This window comes from Neorhizobium sp. T7_12, assembly GCF_002968535.1.
GTDB classification, from domain to species: domain Bacteria; phylum Pseudomonadota; class Alphaproteobacteria; order Rhizobiales; family Rhizobiaceae; genus Neorhizobium; species Neorhizobium tomejilense.
Genome location: NZ_PVBK01000003.1, coordinates 274,059 through 299,771, shown reverse-complemented (window position 1 = coordinate 299,771; position 25,713 = coordinate 274,059). Strand labels below are relative to the sequence as shown.

Annotated in this window: 24 protein-coding genes; 10 read left to right on the top strand and 14 right to left on the bottom strand. The window is 62.0% G+C overall.

Translation table 11 applies throughout. The features are described 5' to 3' along the window. Positions 1-254: 254 nt before the first annotated feature. On the top strand, positions 255-896 hold the full coding sequence (locus C5J26_RS10410; RefSeq protein WP_105401680.1) for a YitT family protein: 642 nt from the start codon (positions 255-257) through the stop codon (positions 894-896). A gap of 33 nt (positions 897-929) precedes the next feature. Here the strand turns inward: C5J26_RS10410 and C5J26_RS10405 are convergent, their stop codons facing one another. From C5J26_RS10405 to C5J26_RS10395, 3 genes are all read right to left on the bottom strand, one after another. Then, positions 930-1,394 carry a carboxymuconolactone decarboxylase family protein gene (locus tag C5J26_RS10405; protein WP_105401679.1) on the bottom strand — a complete coding sequence of 155 codons (465 nt, stop codon included), beginning with the start codon at positions 1,392-1,394 and terminating at the stop codon, positions 930-932. A gap of 47 nt (positions 1,395-1,441) precedes the next feature. After that, the gene (locus C5J26_RS10400) at positions 1,442-1,942 is read right to left on the bottom strand and encodes an Rrf2 family transcriptional regulator (RefSeq protein ID WP_105401678.1); all 501 of its coding nucleotides are present in this window, start codon (positions 1,940-1,942) and stop codon (positions 1,442-1,444) included. Positions 1,943-2,103: 161 nt separating this feature from the next. After that, entirely contained in the window at positions 2,104-2,523 is a 420-nt protein-coding gene (locus C5J26_RS10395) for a hypothetical protein (RefSeq protein WP_105401677.1), read from the bottom strand. A gap of 268 nt (positions 2,524-2,791) precedes the next feature. Here C5J26_RS10395 and C5J26_RS10390 point away from each other — a divergent pair, with 268 nt between their 5' ends. Beyond that, on the top strand, positions 2,792-3,181 hold the full coding sequence (locus C5J26_RS10390; protein WP_105401676.1) for a hypothetical protein: 390 nt from the start codon (positions 2,792-2,794) through the stop codon (positions 3,179-3,181). Next, the gene (locus C5J26_RS10385; protein ID WP_105401675.1) at positions 3,178-3,705 is read left to right on the top strand and encodes an RES family NAD+ phosphorylase; all 528 of its coding nucleotides are present in this window, start codon (positions 3,178-3,180) and stop codon (positions 3,703-3,705) included. The genes C5J26_RS10390 and C5J26_RS10385 overlap by 4 nt, the downstream gene beginning before the upstream one ends. 156 nt (positions 3,706-3,861) lie before the next feature. Here C5J26_RS10385 and C5J26_RS10380 read toward each other — a convergent pair whose 3' ends face one another. Then, positions 3,862-4,149, bottom strand: coding sequence for a glucosaminidase domain-containing protein (locus C5J26_RS10380; protein ID WP_256386075.1), 288 nt, complete (start codon positions 4,147-4,149; stop codon positions 3,862-3,864). A gap of 201 nt (positions 4,150-4,350) precedes the next feature. On the opposite strand from C5J26_RS10380, the gene C5J26_RS10375 reads away from it, so the two are divergent. Further along, positions 4,351-6,885, top strand: a complete 2,535-nt coding sequence (locus C5J26_RS10375; protein WP_105401673.1) for a ligase-associated DNA damage response DEXH box helicase — start codon at positions 4,351-4,353, stop codon at positions 6,883-6,885. Positions 6,886-6,917: 32 nt separating this feature from the next. After that, positions 6,918-7,658 (top strand): ligase-associated DNA damage response endonuclease PdeM, encoded by a 741-nt coding sequence (gene pdeM / locus C5J26_RS10370; RefSeq protein ID WP_172724129.1) that lies wholly within the window; start codon positions 6,918-6,920, stop codon positions 7,656-7,658. Positions 7,659-7,799: 141 nt separating this feature from the next. Here pdeM and C5J26_RS10365 read toward each other — a convergent pair whose 3' ends face one another. From C5J26_RS10365 to C5J26_RS10350, 4 genes are all read right to left on the bottom strand, one after another. Continuing rightward, a complete protein-coding gene (locus C5J26_RS10365; RefSeq protein ID WP_041364525.1) occupies positions 7,800-8,051 on the bottom strand; it encodes a hypothetical protein in 252 nt (83 codons plus the stop codon). Positions 8,052-8,167: 116 nt separating this feature from the next. Further along, the gene (locus C5J26_RS10360; protein WP_046665450.1) at positions 8,168-8,605 is read right to left on the bottom strand and encodes a universal stress protein; all 438 of its coding nucleotides are present in this window, start codon (positions 8,603-8,605) and stop codon (positions 8,168-8,170) included. A gap of 82 nt (positions 8,606-8,687) precedes the next feature. Next, positions 8,688-9,557 carry an alpha/beta fold hydrolase gene (locus C5J26_RS10355; protein WP_371681910.1) on the bottom strand — a complete coding sequence of 290 codons (870 nt, stop codon included), beginning with the start codon at positions 9,555-9,557 and terminating at the stop codon, positions 8,688-8,690. 210 nt (positions 9,558-9,767) lie between these two features. Then, on the bottom strand, positions 9,768-10,328 hold the full coding sequence (locus tag C5J26_RS10350) for a dihydrofolate reductase family protein (RefSeq protein WP_105401669.1): 561 nt from the start codon (positions 10,326-10,328) through the stop codon (positions 9,768-9,770). A 94-nt stretch (positions 10,329-10,422) separates the two neighbouring features. On the opposite strand from C5J26_RS10350, the gene C5J26_RS10345 reads away from it, so the two are divergent. After that, positions 10,423-10,941, top strand: a complete 519-nt coding sequence (locus C5J26_RS10345) for a helix-turn-helix domain-containing protein (RefSeq protein WP_105401668.1) — start codon at positions 10,423-10,425, stop codon at positions 10,939-10,941. Here C5J26_RS10345 and C5J26_RS10340 read toward each other — a convergent pair whose 3' ends face one another. From C5J26_RS10340 to C5J26_RS10330, 3 genes are all read right to left on the bottom strand, one after another. Next, positions 10,942-11,745 (bottom strand): TIGR02186 family protein, encoded by an 804-nt coding sequence (locus C5J26_RS10340; RefSeq protein WP_105401667.1) that lies wholly within the window; start codon positions 11,743-11,745, stop codon positions 10,942-10,944. Next, on the bottom strand, positions 11,745-12,671 hold the full coding sequence (locus C5J26_RS10335; protein WP_037086641.1) for a sulfite exporter TauE/SafE family protein: 927 nt from the start codon (positions 12,669-12,671) through the stop codon (positions 11,745-11,747). The genes C5J26_RS10340 and C5J26_RS10335 overlap by 1 nt, the downstream gene beginning before the upstream one ends. Before the next feature lie 248 nt (positions 12,672-12,919). Next, positions 12,920-16,837: a peptidoglycan-binding protein gene (locus C5J26_RS10330; protein ID WP_105401666.1), complete on the bottom strand. Its 3,918-nt coding sequence runs from the start codon at positions 16,835-16,837 to the stop codon at positions 12,920-12,922. A gap of 490 nt (positions 16,838-17,327) precedes the next feature. On the opposite strand from C5J26_RS10330, the gene C5J26_RS10325 reads away from it, so the two are divergent. The 4 genes from C5J26_RS10325 (at position 17,328) to C5J26_RS10310 (ending at position 22,909) form a co-directional block, all read left to right on the top strand. Next, positions 17,328-19,121: an acyl-CoA dehydrogenase C-terminal domain-containing protein gene (locus C5J26_RS10325; protein ID WP_105401665.1), complete on the top strand. Its 1,794-nt coding sequence runs from the start codon at positions 17,328-17,330 to the stop codon at positions 19,119-19,121. A gap of 108 nt (positions 19,122-19,229) precedes the next feature. Continuing rightward, positions 19,230-20,438, top strand: a complete 1,209-nt coding sequence (locus C5J26_RS10320) for an acetyl-CoA C-acetyltransferase (RefSeq protein ID WP_105401664.1) — start codon at positions 19,230-19,232, stop codon at positions 20,436-20,438. Between the two features lie 28 nt (positions 20,439-20,466). Then, positions 20,467-20,667 (top strand): hypothetical protein, encoded by a 201-nt coding sequence (locus C5J26_RS10315; protein WP_105401663.1) that lies wholly within the window; start codon positions 20,467-20,469, stop codon positions 20,665-20,667. Between the two features lie 25 nt (positions 20,668-20,692). After that, a complete protein-coding gene (locus C5J26_RS10310) occupies positions 20,693-22,909 on the top strand; it encodes a 3-hydroxyacyl-CoA dehydrogenase NAD-binding domain-containing protein (RefSeq protein WP_105401662.1) in 2,217 nt (738 codons plus the stop codon). A 289-nt stretch (positions 22,910-23,198) separates the two neighbouring features. On the opposite strand, the gene C5J26_RS10305 is transcribed toward C5J26_RS10310, so the two are convergent. The 3 genes from C5J26_RS10305 to C5J26_RS33655 form a co-directional block, all read right to left on the bottom strand. Further along, complete coding sequence (locus tag C5J26_RS10305) at positions 23,199-23,477, bottom strand: BrnA antitoxin family protein (RefSeq protein WP_105401661.1); 279 nt, start codon at positions 23,475-23,477, stop codon at positions 23,199-23,201. Next, positions 23,461-23,763 (bottom strand): BrnT family toxin, encoded by a 303-nt coding sequence (locus C5J26_RS10300; RefSeq protein ID WP_105401660.1) that lies wholly within the window; start codon positions 23,761-23,763, stop codon positions 23,461-23,463. The genes C5J26_RS10305 and C5J26_RS10300 overlap by 17 nt, the downstream gene beginning before the upstream one ends. Before the next feature lie 1,591 nt (positions 23,764-25,354). After that, positions 25,355-25,678 carry a zincin-like metallopeptidase domain-containing protein gene (locus tag C5J26_RS33655; RefSeq protein WP_371674821.1) on the bottom strand — a complete coding sequence of 108 codons (324 nt, stop codon included), beginning with the start codon at positions 25,676-25,678 and terminating at the stop codon, positions 25,355-25,357. Between the last annotated feature and the right edge of the window lie 35 nt (positions 25,679-25,713).

The following is a 25,713-nucleotide window of genomic DNA, read 5'->3' as shown; positions in this document are numbered from 1 at the left end:
GAAGGTTACTGACCTGCCGGATGGCATCGATGAAGCCGCCTCAATTGGCAGTTCGTGGAAGCCTTGATCTAAAGGGACGGGCTTCCACAGAGTCGATGTTCTCAGCATATATTCGCGGGATTCCACGTCCAGGTAAGTGGCTGGGCTGAACCCGCCGATTCCTGCTTTTTTCCGCGCCCGCCGATGAACACTTGAAGATCCTTGCCGACAGTTTTATTGCAGTGCAATATCACCGAAAACCTGAGGGGTTCAAATTGGCTGAGCAGCAGAGGCGCGGTCTCGGATTTTACAGCGCCGATCCGGCACAACACACGTTGCTGGAAGATGGGCAAGGCCTCTTCATCGGCGCCATGGTGTCGGCGCTCGGCTTCTATTTCCTGAACGAGGTCGGCCTTCTGACCGGCGGCACGGCGGGGGTCGCCTTCCTGCTGCATTATGCGTTCGGGATTTCGTTCGGCCTGCTGTTCTTCATCGTCAACCTGCCGTTCTATTACCTGTCGTTCAAGCGGCTCGGCCTTGCCTTCTCGCTGAAGACCTTCATCGCCATCGCGCTGGTCTCGGTGATCACCGAACTGGAGAGCCATTTCTTCCTGATCCAGTACCTGCACCCGTTCTGGGCAGCCCTGCTCGGCGGCCTGGTGCTCGGTTACGGCCTGCTCGGACTTTATCGCCACCGCGCGTCGCTCGGCGGGGTCGGCATCCTGGCGATCTATATCCAGGAGCGCTTCGGCATCCAGGCGGGCCTCATCCAGCTCGCCTTCGATCTCTGCGTCATGCTCTGCGCCTTTGCCGTCGTTTCGCCCATCACCGTCGCATGGTCGGTGCTGGGCGCCATCGTGCTCAATCTCGTGCTGGCCATCAATCACCGCTCCGACCGGTATATCGTCGCGCGGTGATTGAGGCGGGAGCTTTCGTCAGGCGGCCCCCGATCAGGCGGCCTTGCTGGCCGGCTTGTCGATCGGGTGCTGGTTGCGGAAGCCGACGGCCAGTCGGTTCCAGGTGTTGATGACGCCGAGAGCGACGGTGATCTTGACGATCTCTTCCTCCGTGAAATGCGCCTTCAGCGCGTCGAAGGCGGCATCCGGAATGCCGGTATCGGCGATGCGGGTCACGGCATCGACCCAGCCGAGCAGGGCGCGTTCCTTGTCGTCATAGACCGGCGATTCCCACCAGACGCACATCATGTTGATCCACTGTTCCGAAAGGCCGTCATGCCGTGATTCCTTCACATGCATGTCAACGCAATAGGCGCAGCCGTTGATCTGCGAGGCGCGCAGCTTGATGAGGTGGATGAAGCGGCGCTCCAGACCGGAAGCCTGCACGTAGTTTTCGAGCGCCGTGACGGCCTTGACGGCTTCCGGGGCGGCCTTGAGCATGTTGAGACGCTGATGCATGGGTCTTCTCCTTGGGGTTTTGGCCGCCTTCGGCGTGCCTATGGCCCTTAGCGGGCGGTTCTGCGTTCGTTGAGTTCCAAAAAGGCGCAGCCGCGCGCGGCGATGCCGCCGTCGTCGGTTGCGTTGAGGTCGGCCAGGATGTCGGCGATCGTCACCTTGGCGAGTTCGGCGCGATAGGCCTTTTCAGCCTTCAGCATCGCGGCGTTGATGCCGCAGGGTTTGGTGAAATACCGTCCCGGCAGCGGGTTCGGCCCGCGTTGGCGGATCTCGGCGCAGCGGAAGGCCGGCGCCGGTCCTTCGACGGCAAGCACGATATCGAGAAGCGTGATCTCCGCCGGCTTCTTCGCGAGCCGGTATCCGCCTTTCGGACCCGACACCGTTTCCACCAGCCTGGCGCCCGAAAGCGCCTGGAGATGTTTCAGCAGGTAGCTGGTCGAAACCCCGTGGAATTCCGCCAGCGCCGCGGCCGACAGGACCCCGCCTTCGGTGAGGCTGGACATCATGCTGATGCTGTGGATCGCCTGTTCGACACCGTCGCCGAGTTTCATCGCTCATCTCCATATCGTGGATAAAACTTATCCACGATATGGACGCGTAAGTCAAGCCTGATTCCAAAACCGGAGAAGGGGCGTGCATTATCTCCGGTGCCGCATTTGATGGATTAAAAAGCGGCGTCCATGAGTTCCCTGGGCGTCGGCATTACAGTTCTCTAGGAACGGTGGGTGGGCATATGCGAAGAAACGACGTTGGTCAGGATCTGGAGTCTCTCGCCTTTGACTTTCTCTACTTTTTCGCGCGTTTTGAATATGCGCTTAAGTCCAACAGCTACCTCAAGAGAACGGAGCCTGGTCCGCCCGCTGAGGCTGGATGGCGACAACTTCGAGAGCGATGGGAAGGAGAAAATAAAATATGTGAAGCGGCTGCGGCTTTGATCGCGGCGAACCCGAAAAAGCAGATCGTCGGCGACGATAGATCGCTGGCTTTTAGACCAGTGGCCTTTCCTGATGGCACATCTGAGCTTTGGCAGGTCATCGGCTTTTGCCAGACCGTACGGAACAACCCCTTTCACGATGGGAAAAGTAGCAACGACGGCTTTAAGTCTGGAGCGCCCGAAGATGTTGCTTTCCATTGTTCTCGTCGTTCTCGAGGAGCTGGCCAGGGCTTTCGATCTTGGTCCCGACTATACCGGCTACTACTAAAATGGTCGCAGTTGAGTGACCCGCTGCTGGCGCCAGGCAGCCGAGGGCTTGCGCTCGAAAGCGCAAGCTCCGTTTCGACGCGCAGGCCCTGAGCGAGTGGCTGTAATATTCGTCGAGGAAAAGGCTCTACTTGTCAAAGAAACTTGATGTGCGTGAAAATGTGCATATATTGTGCTTTGAAGTGAGCGGAGATTAGAAATGGCACAGGCTCAGGTAGCATCTCCTTACGCAGTCGTTTCGGGGTTTGTCGATAGCCTTCAGGAGCCGCGGACACCTTATATTTCGCCGTCGCGCCTGTCGAAGGCGCTCGGCGTCAAGGTGGCGAACCTCGCGGAGTTGACCGGCGTTCACCGCAACACCTTGCGTAATCCGTCCTCCGAGCGCCTGCAGGGCAGGATGCGGGAAGTGATCAAGGCAATCTCGGCGGCAGCCGAGCTAAGCGGCGATCTTCAAAAGGCAATCTATTGGTATCGAAACGAACCGATTGCCGACTATGGTTATCGCACAGCGGCAGAGCTTGTTGCCGATGGTGAGATCGAGGCTGTGCTAGCCTATATCCGAGATCTGGAGAATGGAGCGCGCGGGTGAAGATCACCGGCATTGGCCCGGACGCGGTCTTTCATCGCTACCTGACACCGAAATGGGCATTTCTTCCGACCAGCGGAGCCGGCGCTGCCATTGATGGTGGCCGCTTCAATCGCCCCGGCGTGGAGGCTCTCTATCTTTCCGTGGGACCCCAGACCGCGCTCGAGGAATATCGACAGGGCGCGAGCATCACACCGCCGGCTACGCTTGCCGCGTACAAGATCACGCTTGGCGAGGTCGCCGACCTGTCGGAAGGCTTCGATCCGCTTCATTGGGACGTCGCTTGGGCACAGTGGGACTGCGCATGGCGAAAGATCGCCCGCATTGATAAGAAGGTGCCTCCGTCTTGGAAGTTGGCCGATGAGGTAATCTCGGCCAGCTATCGCGGGCTTCTTTTTCCGTCCCTACGACATGCTGGCGGAACCAATCTTGTGATTTTTCCAGCGAACCTCGTTACAGGCGATGAAGTATGCGTTTACGATCCAGACAACCGATTGCCGCGTGACCAATCTTCTTGGCCGCACTAGCCACATCCCTCAAGTTGACTTGTCGCGGAGATCAGCTCCGGAATTCGTCAACGACGGACTGGCTGTCCTCCGATCTCGGTCGCCGATCCCGCCGTAGTTCATGGCATCGACGAGATCTTTGCTTAGCATGTTGTGTGTTTTGTGCCCATATCGGGCCTACGAAATGGATAAATTCAGCGGGATCAGCCGCTTTCCTCCGCCATCCGTTATAAGGCACGCGGCAAGAAAGACCCAGAAGCCCAGGATGAAGTTTTCGAGCGAAGCGAATTTGCAATAGGTGTCTCGCCCGTCATGCGCCTCGTATTCGATGGGCGTGGCGTATGACTGCATCTGGTTGCGATATTTCATACCCGCGTAGTTCATATGCTCTCGGGAGAGAATCGACGCTCCCCAGCCAGATTCGAGAATCCACATCGCAAGTGTAACGGCTTCAAATGCGGAAATTCCACATCGGATGTCCGGTATGGTTGGATCAGGGTGGAAAACTGGTTATCTAAAGGGATGCTTGTGCTCCCCCTTTTAAATATCCCTATAGGTTGTTTAATATCGTAAATAACCAGAAGTGGAAGAGGATGCTTATTCGTTTTTGAGTTGAATTTTATCCTCTCACTTTCCATGTCGACGACGCGCTCTTAACTTAACGGCGTGGATATCGTCGAAACCCATTCCTCCGGCCGTGACGCCGCGCTTCTGCCCCGGCCGTTCCAGAAATGGTTCGCGGAGAAGGGCTGGCAGCCGCGCGCCCATCAGCTGGAATTGCTGTCGCGCTCCACATCCGGCGAAAACATGCTGCTGATTGCGCCCACCGGCGCCGGCAAGACGCTCGCCGGTTTCCTGCCGTCGCTGACCGATCTGACGCGGCGCGGCAAGATCCCGCCCGGCTCCGCCTTCACCGGCATCCACACGCTCTACATCTCGCCCTTGAAGGCGCTCGCGGTCGATATCGAGCGCAACCTGATGAAGCCCGTCTTCGAAATGGGCCTCGAGATCTCGATCGAGAACCGCACCGGCGACACGCCGCAGGCCAAACGCCAGCGCCAGAAGCTCAACCCGCCGGATATCCTGCTGACCACGCCGGAACAGGTGGCGCTGCTGCTGGCCAACAAGGAGGCCGAGCGTTTCTTCAAGGACCTGAAATACGTGGTCCTCGACGAACTGCATTCGCTGGTCACCTCCAAGCGCGGCCACCTTCTGTCGCTCGGCCTTGCCCGCATCCGCCGGCACGCGCCGCACATGCGCACGATCGGCCTATCGGCCACCGTCTCCGATCCCATGGACCTGCAGCGCTGGCTGGTGCCGCAGGGTGAAAACCCAGCCCCGCCCGCCGGCCTCGTGCATGTCACAGGTGGCGCGGCACCCGATATCACCATCATGCGCACCGAGGACCGCATCCCCTGGTCCGGGCATGTCTCGACCTACGCGATTCCCGAGGTCTACGAGGAGATCAAGCGCCACAAGACGACACTGATCTTCGTCAACACCCGCTTCCAGGCGGAATTGCTGTTCCAGACGCTGTGGACGATCAACGAGGACAACCTGCCGATCGCGCTGCATCACGGCTCGCTCGATGCCGGCCAGCGCCGCAAGGTCGAGGCCGCCATGGCCGCCAACAGATTGCGCGCTGTCGTCGCTACCTCCACCCTCGATCTCGGCATGGACTGGGGCGATGTCGATCTCGTCGTGCATGTCGGCGCGCCGAAGGGGGCCAGCCGCCTCGCCCAGCGCATCGGCCGCTCCAACCACCGCATGGACGAGCCGTCGAAGGCGATCCTGGTGCCGGCCAACCGCTTCGAGGTGATGGAGTGCCAGGCGGCGCTCGACGCCAATTATCTTGGCGCCCAGGATACGCCGCCGGTCGGCGAGGGCGCGCTCGATGTGCTCGCCCAGCACGTGCTCGGCATGGCCTGCGCCGAACCTTTCGATCCGGTCGAACTCTACGACGAGATCACCAGCGCCTCGCCCTATGCCAACCTCTCCTGGGAGATGTTCGAGCGCATCGTCGATTTCGTCGCGACCGGCGGTTATGCGCTGCGCTCCTACGAGCGTTACGCCAAGATCAGGAAAACCAAGGAAGGCCGCTGGCGGGTCTCCAATCCGGCGGTCGCCCAGCAATACCGCCTGAACCTCGGCACGATCGTTGAGGCGACCGAGCTCAATGTCCGGCTGGTGAAGCGCAATGCCCAAGGGCTGGCAAAGGGAACCGTCGGTCGGGGCGGGATGTCGCTCGGCAAGGTCGAGGAATATTTCCTCGAACAGCTGGTGCAGGGCGATACCTTCCTGTTCGCCGGCAAGGTGCTGCGCTTCGAAGGCATCCGCGAGAACGAATGCCTCGTCTCCAACGCCTTCTCGCTGGATCCGAAAATCCCCGCCTATGCCGGCGGAAAATTTCCGCTCTCCACCTATCTCGCCGACCAGGTGCGCGGCATGCTCGCCGATCCCGATCGCTGGGGCGTGTTGCCGGACCAGGTGCGCGACTGGCTGAACATCCAGCGCGAACGCTCGATGCTGCCTGCCCGGGATGAACTGCTGATCGAGACCTTTCCGCGCGGAAAACGGTTCTTCATGATCGCCTATTGTTTCGAGGGGCGGCTCGCCCACCAGACGCTCGGCATGCTGCTCACCCGCCGTCTGGAACGGACCGGCGCCCGGCCGCTCGGCTTCGTCGCCACCGACTATTCGCTGGCCGTCTGGGGCCTCAACGATATCGGCGCGATGATCCGCGCCGGTGCCTTGAGCCTCTCCGACCTTTTCGACGAGGACATGCTCGGCGACGACCTGGAAGCCTGGCTCGACGAATCGTATATGCTCAAGCGCACCTTCCGCAATTGCGCCGTGATTTCCGGCTTGATCGAGCGGCGCCATCCGGGCAAGGAAAAGACCGGAAGGCAGGTTACTGTCTCGACCGATCTCATCTACGACGTGCTGCGTAGCCACGAACCGGACCACGTGCTTTTGGAAGCGACGCGGCGGGATGCGGCATCCGGTCTTTTGGATCTTGCCCGATTAGGCGATATGCTGGCGCGAATCAGGGGGCACATCACCCACCGCGATCTCGACCGCGTTTCGCCGCTTGCCGTTCCGATCATGCTGGAAATCGGCAAGGAGCCAGTACCGGGCGAGGCGCACGACGCGGTGCTGCAGGAAGCCGCCGACGAACTGATCGCGGAGGCGCTTGGCTGATGCGGTACGCTGGACTGGAAGACGTTGAATTGATGCACCGCCTCGCCTTGGCGCGAACGATTTCAGGGGGACCTGCCGCAACCGGTGCGGAAGAGATCGTCGTGAACGGCGTCCTCGCCGTCTGCGATCCGCTCGGAGGTCTTTACCTGCCCGAAACCGGCGTTCTCGTCGTCTCCGACCTGCATCTGGAAAAGGGTGCTGCCTTTGCCCGCCGCGGCATGATGCTGCCGCCCTACGACACGATCGCCACGCTCAACATCCTGTCCGCCGTCATCGCCCGCTATGATCCGAAGACCGTCGTCTCGCTCGGCGACAATTTCCACGACCGCAAGGGATCGGAGCATCTTGCCGCCGACCTGCGTTCGCTGATCACGACCATGGCGTGCGGCCGCGAGTGGGTCTGGATCAACGGCAACCATGATCCGGACGGCACGGTCGACCTGCCCGGCACCTGCACCGACGAACTCTTTTATGGCGGCCTCGTCTTCCGCCACGAGCCGAGCCTGATTTCCGGCCCGGGGGGAAGCAAGGGCGAGATCGCCGGTCACCTGCATCCGTCGGCCACCGTCCGCCGTCGCGAAAAATCCGTCCGCCGCCCGTGTTTCGCCAGCGACGGCAGCCGCCTCCTCATGCCGGCCTTCGGCGTGCTTGCCGGCGGTCTCGATCTGCGCCATCGGGCCATGCACGGCCTGTTCGACCGCGAAGCCCTGGTCGCACATCTTCTCGGCCGCGACCGCATCTATTCGGTGCGCTACGCCAATCTGATCGGCTGACCGTCTGGTTTAAACCTGTCCAAGCGCCCTACCACATGCGCGGACGCGGATGCCATCCATCATCGACAGCCCTGACGACGCCGAACAGGCTGGACTGACAACGATTACGATCTCACCAGATCCAACAACCAGCGTTCCGCTCTAAGGAAACCTGTCCAGATGAAACGATACCCAATCCTCATGCTCGACCGCATTGAGGGTTATGCGGTGACCGCCGAGCCGGAGGGTCGGAGCGTTCAGTGCAGTTCGTAGAATGGACGGTTTGGTGCGAACGTGCCCGACATAACGGCAACTGTCGCCGTCGCGAAATTCGGTGACATTGTAGTCGACCAGCGCCAAGACGGTCGTGCCGGCGGCGAGTTCCCCTTTTAGGCCTTCAAATACGGTCATCATTCGCTGTCCCCCGGGCCAAGGGAGCATTGTGCGCCGCAATATCGAAGGTGTAAAGCACCGCATGACCGGCCGGTTTTGAACGAACATCCGCAGCCAGCGCCGGCGTAGACCAGATCTCACCGATAAACCAGCACCGGCGTCTTGGAATGCGCCAGCACCTTCATCGTCACGCTGCCGAGCATGAAGGCCTTGAAACCGGAGCGGCCGTGCGAGGCCATGGCGATGACGTCGCAATGGTAGGTGCCGGCGGTCTCGACGATGGTGCTCGCCGGATCGAGGCTGCCAAGCTTTACCGTTTCGCAGGCGACCAGCCGTTGTTTCGCCGCTTCCTTCGCGTCGGCGAGAATGCCGTCGGCCGCCTCGTTGTTCTGGCGGTCGTATTCCGCATAGGCGACTTCCATGCCCGTCGGGTTGAGCGTTAGGACCTGCAACGGTTCCATCACCACCAGAACAGTGGCTTCGGCGCCGATCTCACGTGCGAAGTCGAGCGCTTTTTCCAGCGCGCTGGTCGAAAGCGGAGAGCCGTCGGTCGGGATGAGAACATGTTTGAACATTTGTGCCTCCTTTTCATCTGGTGACATCATCGCAGGTGCCTCGGATCATTCGTTGATCCAGCGCAAGCCGCAGGCCCGGGCGTTACGACGTTATCACATGTCCGGACCAGGGATTGATGCCGTCCCGCAGCCAGCGAAGGCTATCCTGCCAGAAGCCTTCCCGGTGCCGGGAGTGGAACAGGCTGAAATGTCCGATGGCGGCCAGGCCGTAATCCTCCGGGTTCAGCAGCACCTGCGTCACCTGGGCATTGCGATAATAACAGAGCGTGCGCCGGATTGCCGCCACCGTACCGATGTCGTCGTCCGACATGGTCACCGCCAGGATCGGCGCCGTCACCGCTTCGAACCGCCGCAGCACATCGCCTCGTTCCGCTGCCGGATGGGTCGCCTCCATCCGTGCGCCGCGAAAACTCCATTCGTTCGCCACCCCCGCCGGCAGGTCCTCCAGCCATCCGAGACGCTTTCCGGGGAAATAGCCGAAGGCGGCAGTCAGGGCTGGCATCACCACATGCCATTTCAGAAACAGCCGCAGGCGGCGGCCGCTGGCATAGTCCGGCCAGTAGGCATATTGGGCGCCCATGGTCAGCATCCGGTCGATACGTTTGGCCATCGGCGAAAGCCCGGGCAGGTAGCCGCCGATACTGTGGCCGACCACATAAAGCGGTTGCCCCGGCCTTGCCGCTTCCATGAACCTCAGCGCTGCGTCGAAATCCTGCTCGCCCCATTCCCGCCAGCGATAGCCGCATCCCTTCAGGCTTCCGGGGCGCGAAAGGCCGATGCCGCGATAGTCGTAGGTCAGCACGTCGAAACCTTCGCCGGCCAGGAAGTCGGCGTAATAGTGGTAATAACGGGCAAGCACCCCGGTCGCCGGATTGACGACGACGCTGCCGATGGCCGGGGACCGTGCCTGCCAGAAGTGTCCGTGGAGAGTGATACCGTCCCGGCAGGCCATGCCGACAGGCTGCCCGGCGGGCCGCGACGAACGGGCGTCGCCGTCGTTTTCCCGATCCGCAGGCGCTTCGCATTCCGTATCGGCCATCGTCCTTCTCCCTGGAACGGTGACCATATATCGCGCTCCGTGAGGCGCAATTAGCCGAAGGGAGAAGGCGGCTCAGATCTGAAGATCCGGCCGCGCAGCGCAGCCCGCCCTTCGCCTGCGGCGTCAGGCCGCCTTGGCCACCGCGTAAGCCAGGATCACGGCGCCGTTGGCCGTTGTGCTGGAGCTCAGCAATTTGAGCTCGGTCTGCTGCTCCGCCTTCTTGAAGAGCGGATTGCCGGAGCCGAGAAGCACCGGCGCGATGCACAGCCGGTATTCGTCAACGAGGCCTTCTTTCATCAGCGAGGCCACCAGGTCGGCGCTGCCGAAGATGAAGATCGTCTTGCCGTCCTCGCCTTTCAGCCTGGTAAGTTCAGCGACCGGATCGCTGACGACCCGGGTATTGTTCCAGGGGGCATCCTTGATTGTCTTCGACACGGCGATCTTGGCGATATTGTTCATGTAGTTCTTGACCTTGCTGCCTTCCTCGGCGGTCGGCCAATAGGCTGCCATGCCCTCGTAGGTCTTGCGGCCGAATACCAGGAGGTCGCCTTCCTCGCCGAACTGTTCGGAAAGCTTTTCCAGTTCCGGCCCCCAGGCATAGTTGTGGAAGGCGAGATCCCACGGCTTTTCCCCCTCGAAATAACCGTCGAGGCTCATCAGGTTCCAGGCCACCAGCTTTCTCATGTCATCCTCCATCGCGTTTAAACCAGTTGCAAAATGCAAGTGGTTGAAAGTTAGCCAAACTGATTGTAGAATGCAAGCGGTATTGGAGAAAAAAATGAACGACACCTATCGGTCGGGTTGCCCGATCAATCTGACGCTGGAGGTTCTGGGAGACCGCTGGAGCCTGATCGTCATCCGCGACATCATGTTCGGCAATCGCCGTCACTTCCGTGAACTGCTGCAGAATTCCGAGGAAGGCATCGCGTCCAACATCCTTGCCGACCGGCTGAAGCGGCTGGTCGAGCGGGGCCTGCTTTCCCGCGAGGACGACCCGAGCCACAAGCAGAAGGGAATCTACAGCCTTACCGAAATGTCGATCCGCCTGGTGCCGATCTTTGCGGAAATGGGCGCCTGGGGCCGCCGTTTCATGCCGGTCTCCGAAGAACTCTCGATCCGCGCGCAACTGCTGGAGGAAGGCGGCCGGCCGCTCTGGGAGGATTTCATGGACGAACTGCGCGTCCTGCATCTGCATGCGCCGCGCGATCCGGCCAAACCTTCCGTGTTCGACCGCCTGCGCGCCGCCTATCTCGAAGTCGTCGCTCGAAACGCGGCGGCGGCCGATGCCGCGGAATGATCAGTCCTTGCGGAAGACGATGCTGGCGCCCCAGCCGGTGATGACGGCGATCAGCACGCAGAGGAAACCGTAGGCGAGCGGTCGGTCGTGGGCGGCGTCGGTAATCGCCTGTTCGATGCCGGTCTTGACGACCCGCAGCGGCATTTCCCGCTGGTTGATCAACTGGCCGCTCTTGAACAGGTAGGCGCGCACCATGTGCATCCCGTCGGGGATGTTGGCCGGCAGTTTCAGCGAGGCGCGGAACAGGCTCGACGAGACGAAGCGCACGCCGCTCGTGTCGCGCTGGTAAAGTCCGTTCGACAGCTTCAGGCGCCGATAGGCGTCGCGGAACTCGCCGATCATGCCGGAATCGGGGATGTAGCCGACCGGGTTCAGCGCCAGGTGGTCGATGCCGACCCCGATATTGTTGAGGCTCGGCGCCTCGTCGATGCTGTCGATCATCCGGGTGCTGGCGAGCGAGTAGCTTTCCGGCACCTGTTCGAAGGTCAGCCCCTCGGTATTCATCCAGATCCCGAAGACGCGCTCCTTCTTGCGCACCGTCGCATAGTCCTTCGGCCCTTCGAGCGTCACCACCACGTCGTATTGGCCAATCGCCAGGAACAGCTCGTCGGCATTGGTGAGCGCCCCGAAGATCGTCAGGTCGGCGCCGCGGAAATCCGAGGCGATGGCGATTTCGCTGGTCGAAGTGCCGATCTCCAACCCTTCCTTGACGCCCGATGCCTGGCCGAACGGCACCTGCGCCTCGACCGGGAAGGCGAGCGCCAGGAGCGGCAGGAGGAGGGCGGTGCGGAGAAAACGGCGCATCAGTAGGACATCCCCCCGACCGCGACCGAATAGACGTCGTTCGGCGTGACGATCAGCCCGACCGCCAGGCGAATGCCGACGGCAAGCACGAGCAGCGCCAGGAGCGCGCGCAGCTGTTCGCCGCGCAGCTTCTGCCCGACGCGCACGCCGTATTGGGCGCCAATCACGCCCGCCACCATCAGGATCGTCGCCAGCACGATATCGACGGAATAGTTGGTCGCCGCCTGCACCATGGTCGTGTAGGCGGTCACGAAGATGATCTGGAACAGCGAGGTGCCGACCACCACGTTTGTCGGGATGCGCAGGAGATAGATCATCGCCGGCACCATGATGAAGCCGCCGCCCACGCCCATGATCGAGGTCAGCACGCCGATGCCGAAGCCAAGCCCGACGATCGGAATGGCGGAAAGATAGATCTTCGATTTCTTGAACCGCATCTTGAGCGGCAGCCGGTGCACCCAGTTGTGCTGGCCGGGACGCTTGATCGGCAGTGGATTGTTGTTCTTCGCCCGGCGCATCGCCCGGACGCTTTCCTGCAGCATCAGCGCGCCGATCGAGCTCAGCAGCACGACATAGAGCAAGGAGATGAACAGGTCGAGCTGTCCGATCCGCCTCAGCCACGAGAAGACCCAGACACCCGCCGTCGCGCCCGCTAGACCGCCGACAAGCAGGACCGAGCCGAGTTTCATGTCGAGCGTGCCGCGCCTGAAATGGGTGATCGCGCCGGAAATCGAGGAGGCGACGACCTGGTTGGCGCCGGTCGCGACCGCCACGACAGGCGGGATGTTGTAGAAGATCAGCAGCGGCGTGATCAGGAAGCCGCCGCCGACGCCGAACATGCCGGAGAGAAAGCCCACGGCCGCGCCCATGCCCAGAATGATGAAGATGTTCACCGACAGCTCTGCGATCGGCAGGTAGACAGTCACGGCAGAACCTCGACACGGCAAAAAGCGACGCCCTCGCGGGTGTTCGCGATGTGGTTGTCCGCCCGGTGCGGCGAAGGAAACGTGATCTCACATGCCATGTGAACAGGGCATGAAGGGTGTCACCCGTCATGCGCCCGGGCGCCGCTGCAAGTCAATTCGCAAGTGCTGGATAATGCGGCAATTTTACCGTTTTTGTGTGGGCGTGATTAATATCGCGCAACTCCCCGATCCCGGTCGGGTAAGTAGACTTACTTGTTCTTCGCAAGTAGTTCCTTGACCAGCGCGTCGGTGATCTTGCCGTTCGGTTCCTGGCCGACCGAGGTCTGGAAGGCCTTGATGGCGGTCACGGTCTTGGCGCCCATCTTGCCGTCGGCGGTGCCGGCGTCGAAACCGCTCTTGTTCAGGATCGCCTGGATATTGCGGATCGCCTTTTCCATGTCGACCGAAGCCGTGGTGAGCGGCTTGCCGGAGGCCCATTCGTCCGGGAGATTGATGGAGTTGGCCTTCGGATCGAGCGGCTTCACCTTCCACTGGTCGACCTTGGCGCGGGCGCTTTCGAGCTGTTCCTTGCGCATGGCGTTGGCCACTTCGTCGCGCTTCTGGGCGGCGTCCTTGTCGCCTCCCTTGGCCGCGACCGCGAACCACTTGTAGGATTCCTCGAGATCCTGCTTCACGCCGTTGCCGCGGGCAAGCAGGATGGCGAGGTTGAACTGGCTGTCGGCGACGCCGAAGTCAGCGGCCTTGGCGAACCAGGAGACGGCTGCGGCATAGTCCGGCTGGCCGGCGGCGCCCGAAGCCTGGAGCACGGCGAGATTGTGCATGGCGCTGGCATTGCCGGCATCGGCGGCCTGCTTGTAATAGGTCATCGCCTTGGTCAGGTCGCGGGAAACGCCCGTGCCTTTTTCGAAGAGGTTGGCGAGCCGGTATTGCGCCGGCGCCAGGCCGCGGTCGGCGGCGAGCTTGTACCAGTTGGCGGCCTCCGAGAGATCGCTCTTCACACCTTTTCCGTCGGTAAAACGAGCGCCGATCTCGAAAAGCGCGTTCGGGTCGCCGGCAGCGGCCGCGTCGGCAAGCGACTTCGGTTCGATGCCGACCGGAACCACGATCGCGGCCGGAGCCTCGGCCTTGGGCACAGCCGCGAAGCTGTTCTGGGCCGGAAGCGGGTTGCCGGCAGGCTCCATCACGGAGGGCTGGCCCGTTGCCGGGCGCGGATCGGTCAGATGGTTCGCCATCGCGGGGGCCGGCGCTTGTTCGACGGGTCGCGTCGGTGCGTCGGCGATATCCGCGTCGCTTTCGGCGCCGTCGGTCGCAGCCTGATCCTCGACGGCCGGGATCCCGTTGCTGCCGCTCATATTGGCCGGTGCGGCCGGCCGTGCGGGGGCCTCGATCGTCGGGGCCGGTGCCGCGGGAGCCTTCGTGCCGCTTGTCAGCGTCTTGGCGAGCGGCATCGCCATCAGCACCAGAAGCACGGCGCCGACGGCCATCAGGATCGGACGGCGATGCTGCGAAAGCATGGCGCCGAAACCCTTGTTGGCGGAGGCCTTGGCGGCCTTGCGCAAATCCTTGGAGGGCGAACCGCCCTGCGAAGGATCGGTTTCCTGGGCAGCGGCCTTGGCAGCGCGGCGGGCGGCCGCGATATAGTCGGCGCGTTCCGCGGCGCTCGTCCGGTCGGTATCGAATTCACCGGCGACCTGGCTGGCGCGAACCCGCTCGAGGATCTTCTTGACGTCGGGTGCGCCGGAGCCGGGCTCCAGAAGGTCGTTTTCGCGATCCGCCGGCAGCACGTCGGAGGGGTCGAGTGGCGGCGTCGGCTCGATCACGGTGCGGCCACCCTTCGGCGCCTCGCCCTTGCCGCCGGGCAGGAAGCGGCGGGAAAGCTCGGTCAGAAGGCTGGTCTTGGCGGGCTTTTCGCTGGCGGGATTGCCCTTGGCGGCGGTTTTGGTGTCGGCATAGTCGGCGCGAAGCACCGTTTCGTCGGAGGATGCTTCTTCCGGGGCTTTTGCACGGTGACCGAAGGTCGCTGCCGGCTGTTCGTCCGCCTCGGCCTCCGCCAGCTCGTAGCGCATCAGCTCTTCGGCTGCAGCGACGGAAAGCTGCGCGGCCGCCGGCATGGCCGGGGCAGGGCGGGTTTCGTAACGGGCCGGTTCTTCGTGATGGCGATCGCGCTCCGCATGAGCGGAGGCGACGAGCCGTTCTTCCATGCCGTCCAGGCGGTCGGCGATCTGCACCAGCGTGCCGTGCAGGGCTTCGAATGTCTGGTGGGTGCGGTCGTCCGAATGCCGGGTCAGGTCTTCGAGATGGCGAAGGTCGTCGGCAAGCGCCGAAAGTGCCGCCATGTCGGCGGCGGCGCCCGGCGTGCCCGCCATGCCGTTGCGCGAATAGGCTTCCACCACCGTCTCGGCCGCCTGGCGGGCGGCCTCGATGATGTATTCGTCATTGGTCGCCATATAGCTTTCGAGCGCCGTCATGCGGTTTTCGAATTCGGCGGGAAGGGTGCCGGCACCTTGCTGCGGCTGGCTGATCAGCACCGAAAGATGGGCGATCTGGTCTTCGAGACTGCGGAGCGCGCCGTCGTCGCCGCGCGGCGACGCCGTGGCCTCGTCAAGCCGGGCGGCAATGTCAGTCAGCCGGTCTTCGATCCGCCCGAAGGCGTTTTCGTCGATCGCCGGCTGGGCCGGCGGCTGATAGGCGATTTCCTCGATCCGGCGGGCAAGATAGTCGAGCCGTTCGGCGAGCACGTCACTGACGCTCCCCTGCTCAAGGCCGTCGATCTTGCGGGAAATATCGGCGAGGTAGGCTGAAAGGTCGGGGTCCTGGGAAGGTTTCTGGGCCTGTTCCAGGATCAGCGAAAGCTGTTCGAGCCGTTCCTCCAGGCGCATCGCGGCCTGCTCGTCGGTGAGTTCCTCGATGCGGCCGGTCAAGGCCTCGATGCGGGCGGACAGCGCTTCCGTCGGATCGAACTGGGCATGGGTCGCTTGGCTTATCGCATCGATCTGGTCGGCAAGCGCGCTGATCCGTCCGTCCAGCCGCTGCAGGAAGGATTGGTCGATCGAGGCCGAGGCCGAGGCGCGGCTGCCGGCGGCAATCGCGCGGCTGATCTCGTCCAGCCGCTCGTCCAATGTCGCGAACTGTTCGGCAATGACCGAATCGTTCGGCTGCATGCGCGAGCCGAGCTGTTCCATGGCGCTCGCCACCGTGATCAGCTTCTGTTCGAGCGCCCGGATCACCGGGCTGTCGCTCATTTCACCGAGCTGGCCCTTGATGTCGTCGATGCGGTAGGCGAGCGAGACGAGCTCTTCGCGCAGGGCCGTGGAGTCCAGCCCGTGCATGCGATCTTCGAGACCCTGCCAGCGGGTTTCCATCCGCCGCACGGAATCTTCGCGGGCGAGGCCGTCCATGACGGCGCGCAGTTCCTCGAATTCGTGGCGCAGGCCGGCGGCCTCCGGCGTCGCCTGGTAGCCGAGCTGGCTGATGCCTTCGGCAAGCCGGGCAAGGTCGCTGCGCAGGTCCTCGGTGAAATGCTGGTCCTCGGCGATGGATTTGATCGAGCGGATTTCGGAGCGCAGCGCCGTCATTTCTCGCGCGACGCTGTCGGAAATATCCTGCTTCAGCTCCTGGCGCAGGCCGATCAGCGCCTGGGCGATGTCCCGCATGCCATTGTCGACCTGCGGCGGCGGTGCCGGCATGCGCGGCTGTGCGGCCGGGCGACGGGGTTCTTCGCGGCGCGGCGCCGGCGCGATGGGGCGCTGTTCGGTGTAACGGGGCGCTTCCGCACGGACGGGGGCCTGGCGCGCCGGCGGGCGGTAGGCCTCAGGCGGGCGCAGCTCGGTTCGGCGCGGTTCGGCATGACGCGGTTCTTCGCGGCGCAGATCCGGTGCACGCTGGCGCTCGGGGCGGGCGGCACGGTCGCGGCTGGCCTCGAGCATGCGCTGGCGCTCGCGGATCTGGGCGAGCGGATCGCTTGCAAGCGGCGGTTCGCGATAGGCAGGAGCCGCGGTCGGCCGGCGCTCCTGGCGCGGCTCGGCAGGCTTCGGCGCGCGGCTGTCGCGTGCGGTACCAGACATCAACCCCTCGATACGCGCCTCGAGCCCTTCGATGGTGCGGTTCAACGCATCCAGGGAAGAGCGGTCGCCGGGACGGGAAGGGGTCGGTCGTGATCCGTTCATGTGCTCGCTCGTTTCGACGTTGTACCTGCTGGCTCTCGTACCGGCCTTGTTTCAGGGATAGGATGATCCCCAAAGGGTCGTATATTAGAAATGCCTTGCGCAGGACTGCCATTTCAGCGGACGCGGGACGTCTTGGTGATAAATGCACTGCGTCGCTTAAGAGCCCACTATTTCGCGAGACGTGGTAAACAAGTCGTTAACCCGGACGAAAATTTTAACCTTTTCGATGTCTTTGGCGGCTTTGCGATGATGACGTTGCGCCTGCCGCCTCTATCTTCCGGCTTTCCCATCCAGCCTCGCAACTGTTCGGTCCGTTAAGACTGTGCCCGGGACGGAGGTATGGCGGTGGTGTAGATCGCCGAAGTTCCCGTCGTCGCAATTGACGTTTACGCGAACGTCAATTATTTGTGGTAGGAGGAATACGGATCCTGCCGTGAGCCATGGGCCACGAGGCGGATCCGGAAGACGAGGATTTGGAGGAAGCTCGACCATGCCAGTGTACAAGGCCCCGGTGAACGACACGCTGTTCATTCTCAACGATGTGCTCGGCATCGAGCGCTACGGCAATCTGCCGGGCTTTGCCGATGCCACTCCGGACATGCTGGAAGCGATCATCGGAGAAGCCGCCAAGGTGGCCGAAGACGTCCTTTTTCCGCTGAACCTCTCCGGTGACCAGGAAGGCTGCACCCGCCATGACGATGGCACGGTCTCGGTGCCCAAGGGTTTCAAGCAGGCCTATGACCAGTATTGCCAGGCCGGCTGGATCGGCCTTGCCGTCCCGGAGGAATTCGGCGGCCAGGGCCTGCCCTACACGCTGCATGCCGCCGTCGGCGAATATATGTCGTCGGCCAACATGTCGCTGATGATGTATCCGGGCCTCACCCAGGGCGCGATTGCCGCGATCCTCGTGCATGGTTCCGAAGAACAGAAGAAGACCTACCTGCCGAACATGGTCGCCGGCACCTGGTCGGGCACGATGAACCTCACCGAGCCCCATTGCGGCACGGATCTCGGCCTTCTCCGGTCGAAGGCGGTGCCGCAGGCCGACGGGTCCTACAAGATTTCCGGCCAGAAGATCTTCATCTCCGCCGGCGAACACGGCATGACCGACAATATCGTCCATCTGGTGCTTGCCCGCATCGAAGGCGCGCCGGAGGGCACCAAGGGCATCTCACTCTTCATCGTCCCGAAGTTCATGGTCAATGCCGACGGGTCGCTGGGCAAGCGCAACGGCGCTACCTGTGGCGCGATCGAACACAAGATGGGCATCCACGGCAACTCCACCTGCGTCATGAACTATGACGAGGCGACCGGCTTCCTGATCGGGCCCGAGAACAAAGGCCTCGCCGCCATGTTCGTGATGATGAACGAGGCGCGCCTCGGCGTCGGCCTGCAGGGGCTGTCGATTGCGGAGACGGCCTATCAGAATGCCGTCGCCTATGCCCGCGAGCGCATCCAGGGCCGTTCGCTGTCGGGCGCCAAGGCGCCCGACAAAAAAGCCGACCCGATCATCGTTCATCCGGACATCCGCCGTACGCTGATGACCATCCGCGCCTTCAACGAGGCCGGCCGCGCCTTCCTGCTGTGGACCGCGCTGAAATCCGACATCGCCCACCGCTCGCCGGATGCGGCCGAGCGCCAGAATGCCGACGATCTCCTCGGCCTTGCGACCCCGATATTGAAGGGCGTGATGACCGACAAGGGTTTCGAGCATGCCGTCATGGCCCAGCAGGTCTTCGGCGGCCACGGCTATATCGAGGAACACGGCATGAGCCAGTATGTCCGCGATGCCCGCATCACCATGATCTACGAAGGCGCCAACGGCATCCAGGCGCTCGACCTCGTCGGCCGCAAGCTGGCGCTCAACGGCGGCCGCGCCGTGATGGCGATGTTCAAGGAGATCGGCGATTTCTGCGAGGAAAACCGCGCCGACGAGAACATGGCTCCTTTCACCAAGGGTCTCAAGAAGGGCTTGAACGACCTGCAGGCCTCCACCATGTGGTTCATGCAGAACGCCATGGCCAAGCCCGACAATGCCGGCGCCGGCTCGACCGACTACATGCACCTCTTCGGGATTGTGACGCTCGGCTACATGTGGGCCAAGATCGCCAAGGCAGCCCAGACCGGACTTGCCGCCGGCGACGCCCGCGCCGACTACCTGAAGAACAAGCTGGTGACGGCGAAGTTTTTCATGGAAAAGATCATGCCGGAAACCGCGATGCGGAAAGTCCGCATCGAAGCCGGCGCCGACAGCGTGATGGAACTGGCCGCCGACGCGTTTTGATTTTGCGCCGACGCGCTCCCTCCCCCTTGTGGGGAGGGCTGGGGAGGGGCTTTCCTCCCATGTCCGAGATTTGAGGCAATATAAATTGCCACCCAGGGAGATGACACCATGACCGAAGTCTTCATTTACGACCACGTCCGCACGCCGCGCGGCCGCGGCAAGAAGGATGGGGCGCTGCACGAAGTACCGTCCGTGCGGCTCGCTGCCAAGACGCTGGAAGCGATCCGCGACCGCAACGGCCTCGACACGTCTTATGTCGACGACATCATCATGGGCTGCGTCGATCCGGTCATGGATGCTGGCGCCGTCATCCCCAAGGCCGCCGCCTTCGAAGCCGGTTATTCCACCAGGGCGCCGGGCATGCAGATCTCCCGTTTCTGCGCCTCGGGCCTCGATGCGGTCAATTTCGCGGCCGGCAAGGTCGCGGCCGGGTCCGACGACATCGTCATTGCCGGCGGCGTCGAGTCGATGTCGCGCGTCGGCATGGGCATGTCCGGCGGCTCCTGGTACATGGACCCGTCGGTCAATTTCCCGGCTTTCTTCATGCCGCAGGGCGTCTCGGCCGACCTGATCGCCACCAAATACGGGTTTTCCCGCGACGACGTCGACGCCTATGCCGTCGAGAGCCAGAGGCGCGCGGCCAAGGCCTGGGACGCCGGCTACTTCAAGAACTCGGTCATTCCGGTCAAGGACCAGAACGGCCTGACCATTCTCGACCGCGACGAGCACATGCGCCCGACCACCGACATGCAATCGCTGGCCTCGCTCAACCCGTCGTTCCAGATGCCGGGCGAGATGGGCGGTTTCGAAGCGGTCGGCATCCAGGCCCATCCGGAAATCGAGCGGATCAATTATGTCCACCATGCCGGCAATTCGTCGGGCATCGTCGATGGTGCCGCGGCCGTGCTGATCGGCTCGAAGGCCGGCGGTGAAGCCATGAACCTGAAACCGCGCGCTCGCATCCGCCACTTCGCCAATATCGGCTCCGACCCGGCGCTGATGCTGACCGGTCCGGTCGACGTCACCGAAAAGCTGCTCGCGCGCTCGGGCATGAAGATCTCGGACATCGACCTCTTCGAGCTCAACGAAGCCTTCGCCGCCGTGGTTCTGCGCTACTGCCAAGCCTTCGAGATTCCCCACGACAGGATCAACGTCAACGGTGGCGCCATTGCCATGGGCCACCCGCTCGGCGCCACCGGCGCGATGATTTTGGGCACCGTCCTGGATGAGCTCGAACGCCGCGATCTCAACACCGCGCTGGTCACGCTCTGCATCGGCGCCGGCATGGGCACCGCGACGATTATCGAACGGGTCTGATCTGCCGGCAAAGCAAGAGGCACGCGGCATGTATGAGAGCCAGAAGAACGACGTGGAGAAACAGTTCGCCCAGCATAACCTGGCGAAGGACATGGCAAAGGCGCACGAAAAGGCCTCGCTCCCCGTTTCTGCGGGCCATGTCCGGTCGCTGAAGCTCGGTAATCTCGTTCTTCTCGTCGTTCTGCTCCTTCTCGTCGGCTGGCTTTGCCTCGCATTCGGCGTATTCTGAATTTCAGGGAAGAGGAAATCCCATCATGAGCACCTACAAGAACTTCACCGTCGAAACCGACGCGGACGGCATTGCTCTCGTTACCTGGGACATGCCGGACAAATCCATGAACGTCTTCACCATAGAGGTGATGGACGAGATCGACGCGATCGTCGACGCGACGGTCGCGGATGCGGCCGTCAAGGGCGTCGTGTTCACGTCCGGCAAGTCGTCCTTCTCCGGCGGCGCCGATCTGACCATGATCAAGTCGATGTTCTCGATGCTCGCCGAGGAACAGGCAAGGGACCCGGCCACCGCCGCCCAAAAACTGTTCGATGCCGCCGGCCGCATGTCGTGGCTGTGGCGCAAGGTCGAGACCAACGGCAAACCGTGGGTTTCGGCGATCAACGGCACCTGCATGGGCGGCGCGTTCGAGCTGTCGCTCGCCTGCCATGGCCGCGTCGCCGCCAATTCCAAGTCGGTGAAAATCGCGCTGCCGGAAGTCAAGGTCGGCATCTTCCCGGGCGCCGGCGGCACCCAGCGCGTGCCGCGGCTCGCCAACGCCCAGGATGCCCTGCAGATGATGACGACGGGTTCGTCGCTGACCGCCCAGCGTGCCAAGGCCATGGGCCTCGTGCACCAGGTCGTCGAGCCCGCCGAGCTGATCAACGCCGCCAAGCAGATGATCAAGGACGGCTTGAAACCCGTCGCCCCCTGGGACGAAAAGGGTTTCAAGGTCCCCGGCGGCGGCATCTGGACCCCGGCCGCGGCCCAGCTCTGGCCGGCCGCCCCCGCCATCCTGCGCCGCGAAAGCGCCGGCAATTACCCGGGTGCGCTCGCCATCCTGAAATGCGTCTATGAAGGCCTGCAGCTCCCCTTCGATACGGGCCTCAAGGTCGAGCAGCGGTATTTCACCGAGATCCTGCGCACCACCGAAGCGTTTTCGATGATCCGCTCGCTGTTCGTCTCCATGCAGGAACTCGGCAAGGGTGCTCGCCGCCCGGCCGGTATCCCGAAGACGGAATTCTCCAAGATCGGCGTCGTCGGCGCCGGCTTCATGGGCGCCTCGATCGCCTATGTGACGGCCGCCGCCGGCATTCCCGTCACCCTCATCGACCAGACACAAGAAGCCGCCGACAAGGGCAAGGCCCATTCCGAAAAGCTGGTGGCCGATCAGGTCGGCAAGGGCCGGATAACCAAGGAGGAGGGCGAAAAGCTGCTGTCGCTGATCACCCCGACGCCGGATTACCAGACGCTGTCGGATGCAAGCCTCGTCGTCGAGGCGGTGTTCGAGGATCGCGCTGTCAAGAAGGCGGTCATCGAGGCGGTCGAAGCGGTCATCCCGCAAACCACCATCTTTGCCTCCAACACCTCCACCCTGCCGATCACCGGCCTTGCCGAGAATTCGAAGCGCGCCGACCAGTTCATCGGCGTGCATTTCTTTTCGCCGGTCGAAAAGATGATGCTGACCGAGGTCATTCTCGGCGAAAAATCGGGAGACAAGGCGCTGGCCGTGGCGCTCGATTTCGTCGCCGCGATCAAGAAGACCCCGATCGTCGTCAACGATACCCGCGGCTTTTATGTCAACCGCTGCGTCTTCCGGTATATCAACGAAGCCTATGACATGCTGACCGAGGGCGTGCCGGCGGCGATGATCGAAAATGCCGCGAAAATGGCCGGCATGCCGGTCGGTCCGCTATCGCTCAACGACGAGGTCGCCGTCGATCTGTCCCAGAAGATCATGAAGGCCTCGATCGCCGATCTCGGCCCCAATGCGGTCAAGGCGGAGCACATGGCGCTGGTCGACCAGATGGTCGACGTGTTCGACCGTCGCGGCCGCAAGAATTCCAAGGGCTTTTACGAATACCCGGCCAAGCCCGCCAAGAAATTCCTCTGGCCCGAGCTAAAAACCCTCTACCCGCAGAAAAAGGCCTCGGAGGTCGATGTCGCCGTCCTCAAACAGCGCCTGCTGGTGACGATCGCGCTCGAAGCCGCCCGCACCGTCGAGGAAGGCATCGTCACCGATCCGCGCGAAGCCGATGTCGGCTCCATCCTCGGCTTCGGCTTCGCCCCCTATACCGGCGGCACGCTCTCCTACATCGACGGCATGGGCGTGAAGAACTTTGTCGCGCTCTGCGAAAAACTGGCCGCAAGCTACGGCCCGCACTTCAAGCCGACGCCGCTCCTGAAGGACATGGCGGCGAAGGGCGAGACCTTTTACGGGCGGTTTGACCCCTATGCGAAGGTGGGGGAGGCGGCGTAAGGCTGCGAACAGGCGTTCCAAGGACGGGCTGGACCCGGCAGTGCTGGTCGTATCATCGAGCTGCGGCGTCTGAGGAACCAGGCACCCAATGCTCGTCGCCGTTGGCGGCTGCGTGGATGCATTAGGCGCACTCTTTGGCGAAGATCAACCCCGTGCGCCTTTTGTACCGATAGGAGGCAAAATTGCGCTCACGGCATATCTAGCGTGGTTCTCGCGGTAGAGGCTTCCGGCCGCCATGTCCTGTGCCACCGGGATCCCTCATTGCCGTGTCCCACGCCGGCTCGAGAGACTATCGCTTTGCTCCAGATGTCTCGATCTTCTCGGCAAGCCAGATCTTGATCAGCGACTGGTATGGGACATCACGCCTGCCAGCGGCGACCTTGATCTGTTCCAGAAGCGAGTTGGGCAGACGCAATGAGATTGACGTGGACGACGGCTTCAGGTTCGGCAATCGCACTTTGGCTGCCTTGCTCCAGTCGACATGATCGGCGGAATCATTGTGTTCCCAATAAGCCCGCTCTTCGGCTTCCGTACTGAAGTGCGGCACGGGATCAGGCCTCCTGCTCATAATAGCTCCGCTCCTTCCGGCTCATATCCCGGGCGGAGATCACCCGGATTCTCGTTTCGTTTGCCCGAAGCGTGAAGGTAATATGGAGCAACCTTCCGTCATCGGTGCGACCAAGCGCATGAATGCGCTGCTCTGAAAAACTATGCCTCAGATCGGGCACCATCAGCAGCGGTTCGTTAAAAAACACCTGCTCGGCTTCGCTCTGGCTTACGTCGTGTTTGTCGGCACTCTTGCGGGCATTTCCTTCGTCCCACTCGAATCCGGCAATCCGTTCCCAATCGATCATCGATGTATATTGCCATAATATACGCTGAGTTCAAGACAGGAGGAGAAATGAAGGAGGAAGATGCTTTTCCAAAACCGGATCCTGCGCCCCGTTGGTGCTTAACGGCGGTATCAAAATCCATGTGGCCAATAGCTATGTATATGACGATAAAGAAATAAATATAGCAGAAATCGAGCTGTGCGAGAAAGTGTGCGTGTGAGGCCAGCGTAGTCTTACCGTTTCTTGTCCCAGGTTTTGCGTGCCCGCATGAGAAATACCCCACCATTGCTTGCCGAGCCTTTGGAGACGTGGTGCGGATGATTTGTTCTCGTCAGCACAGCATGCCGGGCGGAGGATATCAGGCAGCTATCCCTTGCCTCACAACATATATGCATCCTCAATACTGACCTGCGCGTGAGCGAAGTCTGGCCGGATTGACGAGCGCCCGCTAAGTGCGGGAGAAGTGTCCCCAAGACCTCGAGCAACTGCGTGATCTAAGCTTCGCTACTGGTATCGTCCGATTCCTATGTCAGAGACTTAAGGTATCGCAGGTGATCTACTGTCTCGCCATCAACTATCAGCAGGCAGACGAGCTAACGCTTGCTCCGGCCAATTCTAAAGAACTTCGACCTGGTGTAAGCCACTGAGATACAGCCGTCCGGGATGAGGAATGCTAAGCGAGACTGAAATTGCTGAAATGAAAGGTCGAATCGATGAAGTGCTCTCAAACGAGATTCTGACAGATTGGCAGAGGCGCTTTCTAAGCGATATTCGAAATAAGATCAGTCGCTACGGGATTCGAACCAGGCTCAGTGACAAACAGCTTTCCATGTTGAAGCGCCTTACGCAGACGCCAACGGAACGGCCGAACCTTGGGATTGTTGCTGACAATCCGCGACCTGAGCCGTATCCACCGTCGCCGCGTGGCCCATCAAGAGTTCAGCGCCCACGCGGGCGAAATCCTCTGCACCGCAACCCCTTCCGCGTCAGCAATCCATTCCGTCCCCGTTATCTCTTGCGGCCCCCGCGTGCGTTCCGCTCAGTGCCCACTCTTGGACGTGGGCTCACGCTCGGTTCGTTGGTAATGGTGATGATCGTTGGTTTTCTCGGAATCTTTTTGGCCCCTGATGCGACCACCGAGGACATTACGCTCAAGAGTTCTTCCGTCGCGCCGCAGCCCGGAGCTTCGGCGAAGCGGGGTGGTGCAAATTTCTCCATTACTGACGGGGATACGATACGTCTGGATGACGGGACTCGGGTTCGTTTGGTAGGCTTCAACACGCCAGAGAAGTTCGAACCGCGATGCTCCCGTGAGGCCGCGCTTGGAAACAGGGCAACCGAGCGTCTCAGGGAATTGGTGGCGACGGCAACCTCAACCGATGTGAAGCTTGTTGCCTGTGCATGTGCGCCTGGGACCGAGGGCACCAAGAAGTGCAATCATGGTAGGAGTTGCGGGACGCTTAAGGTGAACGGCCGCGATGTTGGGCAGACCTTGATCTCTGAGGGCCTAGCCGTTCCTTTTGTCTGTGGCGCAAACGGATGTCCGCCGACACCACGTCCATGGTGCCGTTAAACCACGTTCCAAAAGCCAACTTCGCACGCCGTTCCCAGGTCACCTACGATTTGGGGAAGGTGGCACCCCGGCAAGCCTCCGGCGATTAAAGAAGTTGTCTATATGGGTCCGAAACGTCTTGCCGTCGAATAGGCCATAGGAAATCCAGCCTGAATTCGTAAAACGCCCATGCCAGATGCGCACAGAGCTGGCTCGGCCAAGATCGCGGGCGAGGCGGCTCTTGTGCTTTGTCGCGTGAATTTCTTGATGGGCCAACGTGGCGTAATAGCGTTCGGCATCCCTGAACGTCTCGACGAATGGCATCTGCACCCGGTCAACGCTTTCGGAATAGAACGCCCGGTTGCCGCCATGGCCAACCTCGATGCCGGTAGCAGCAAAGAAGGCCTCCGCATCCGCAT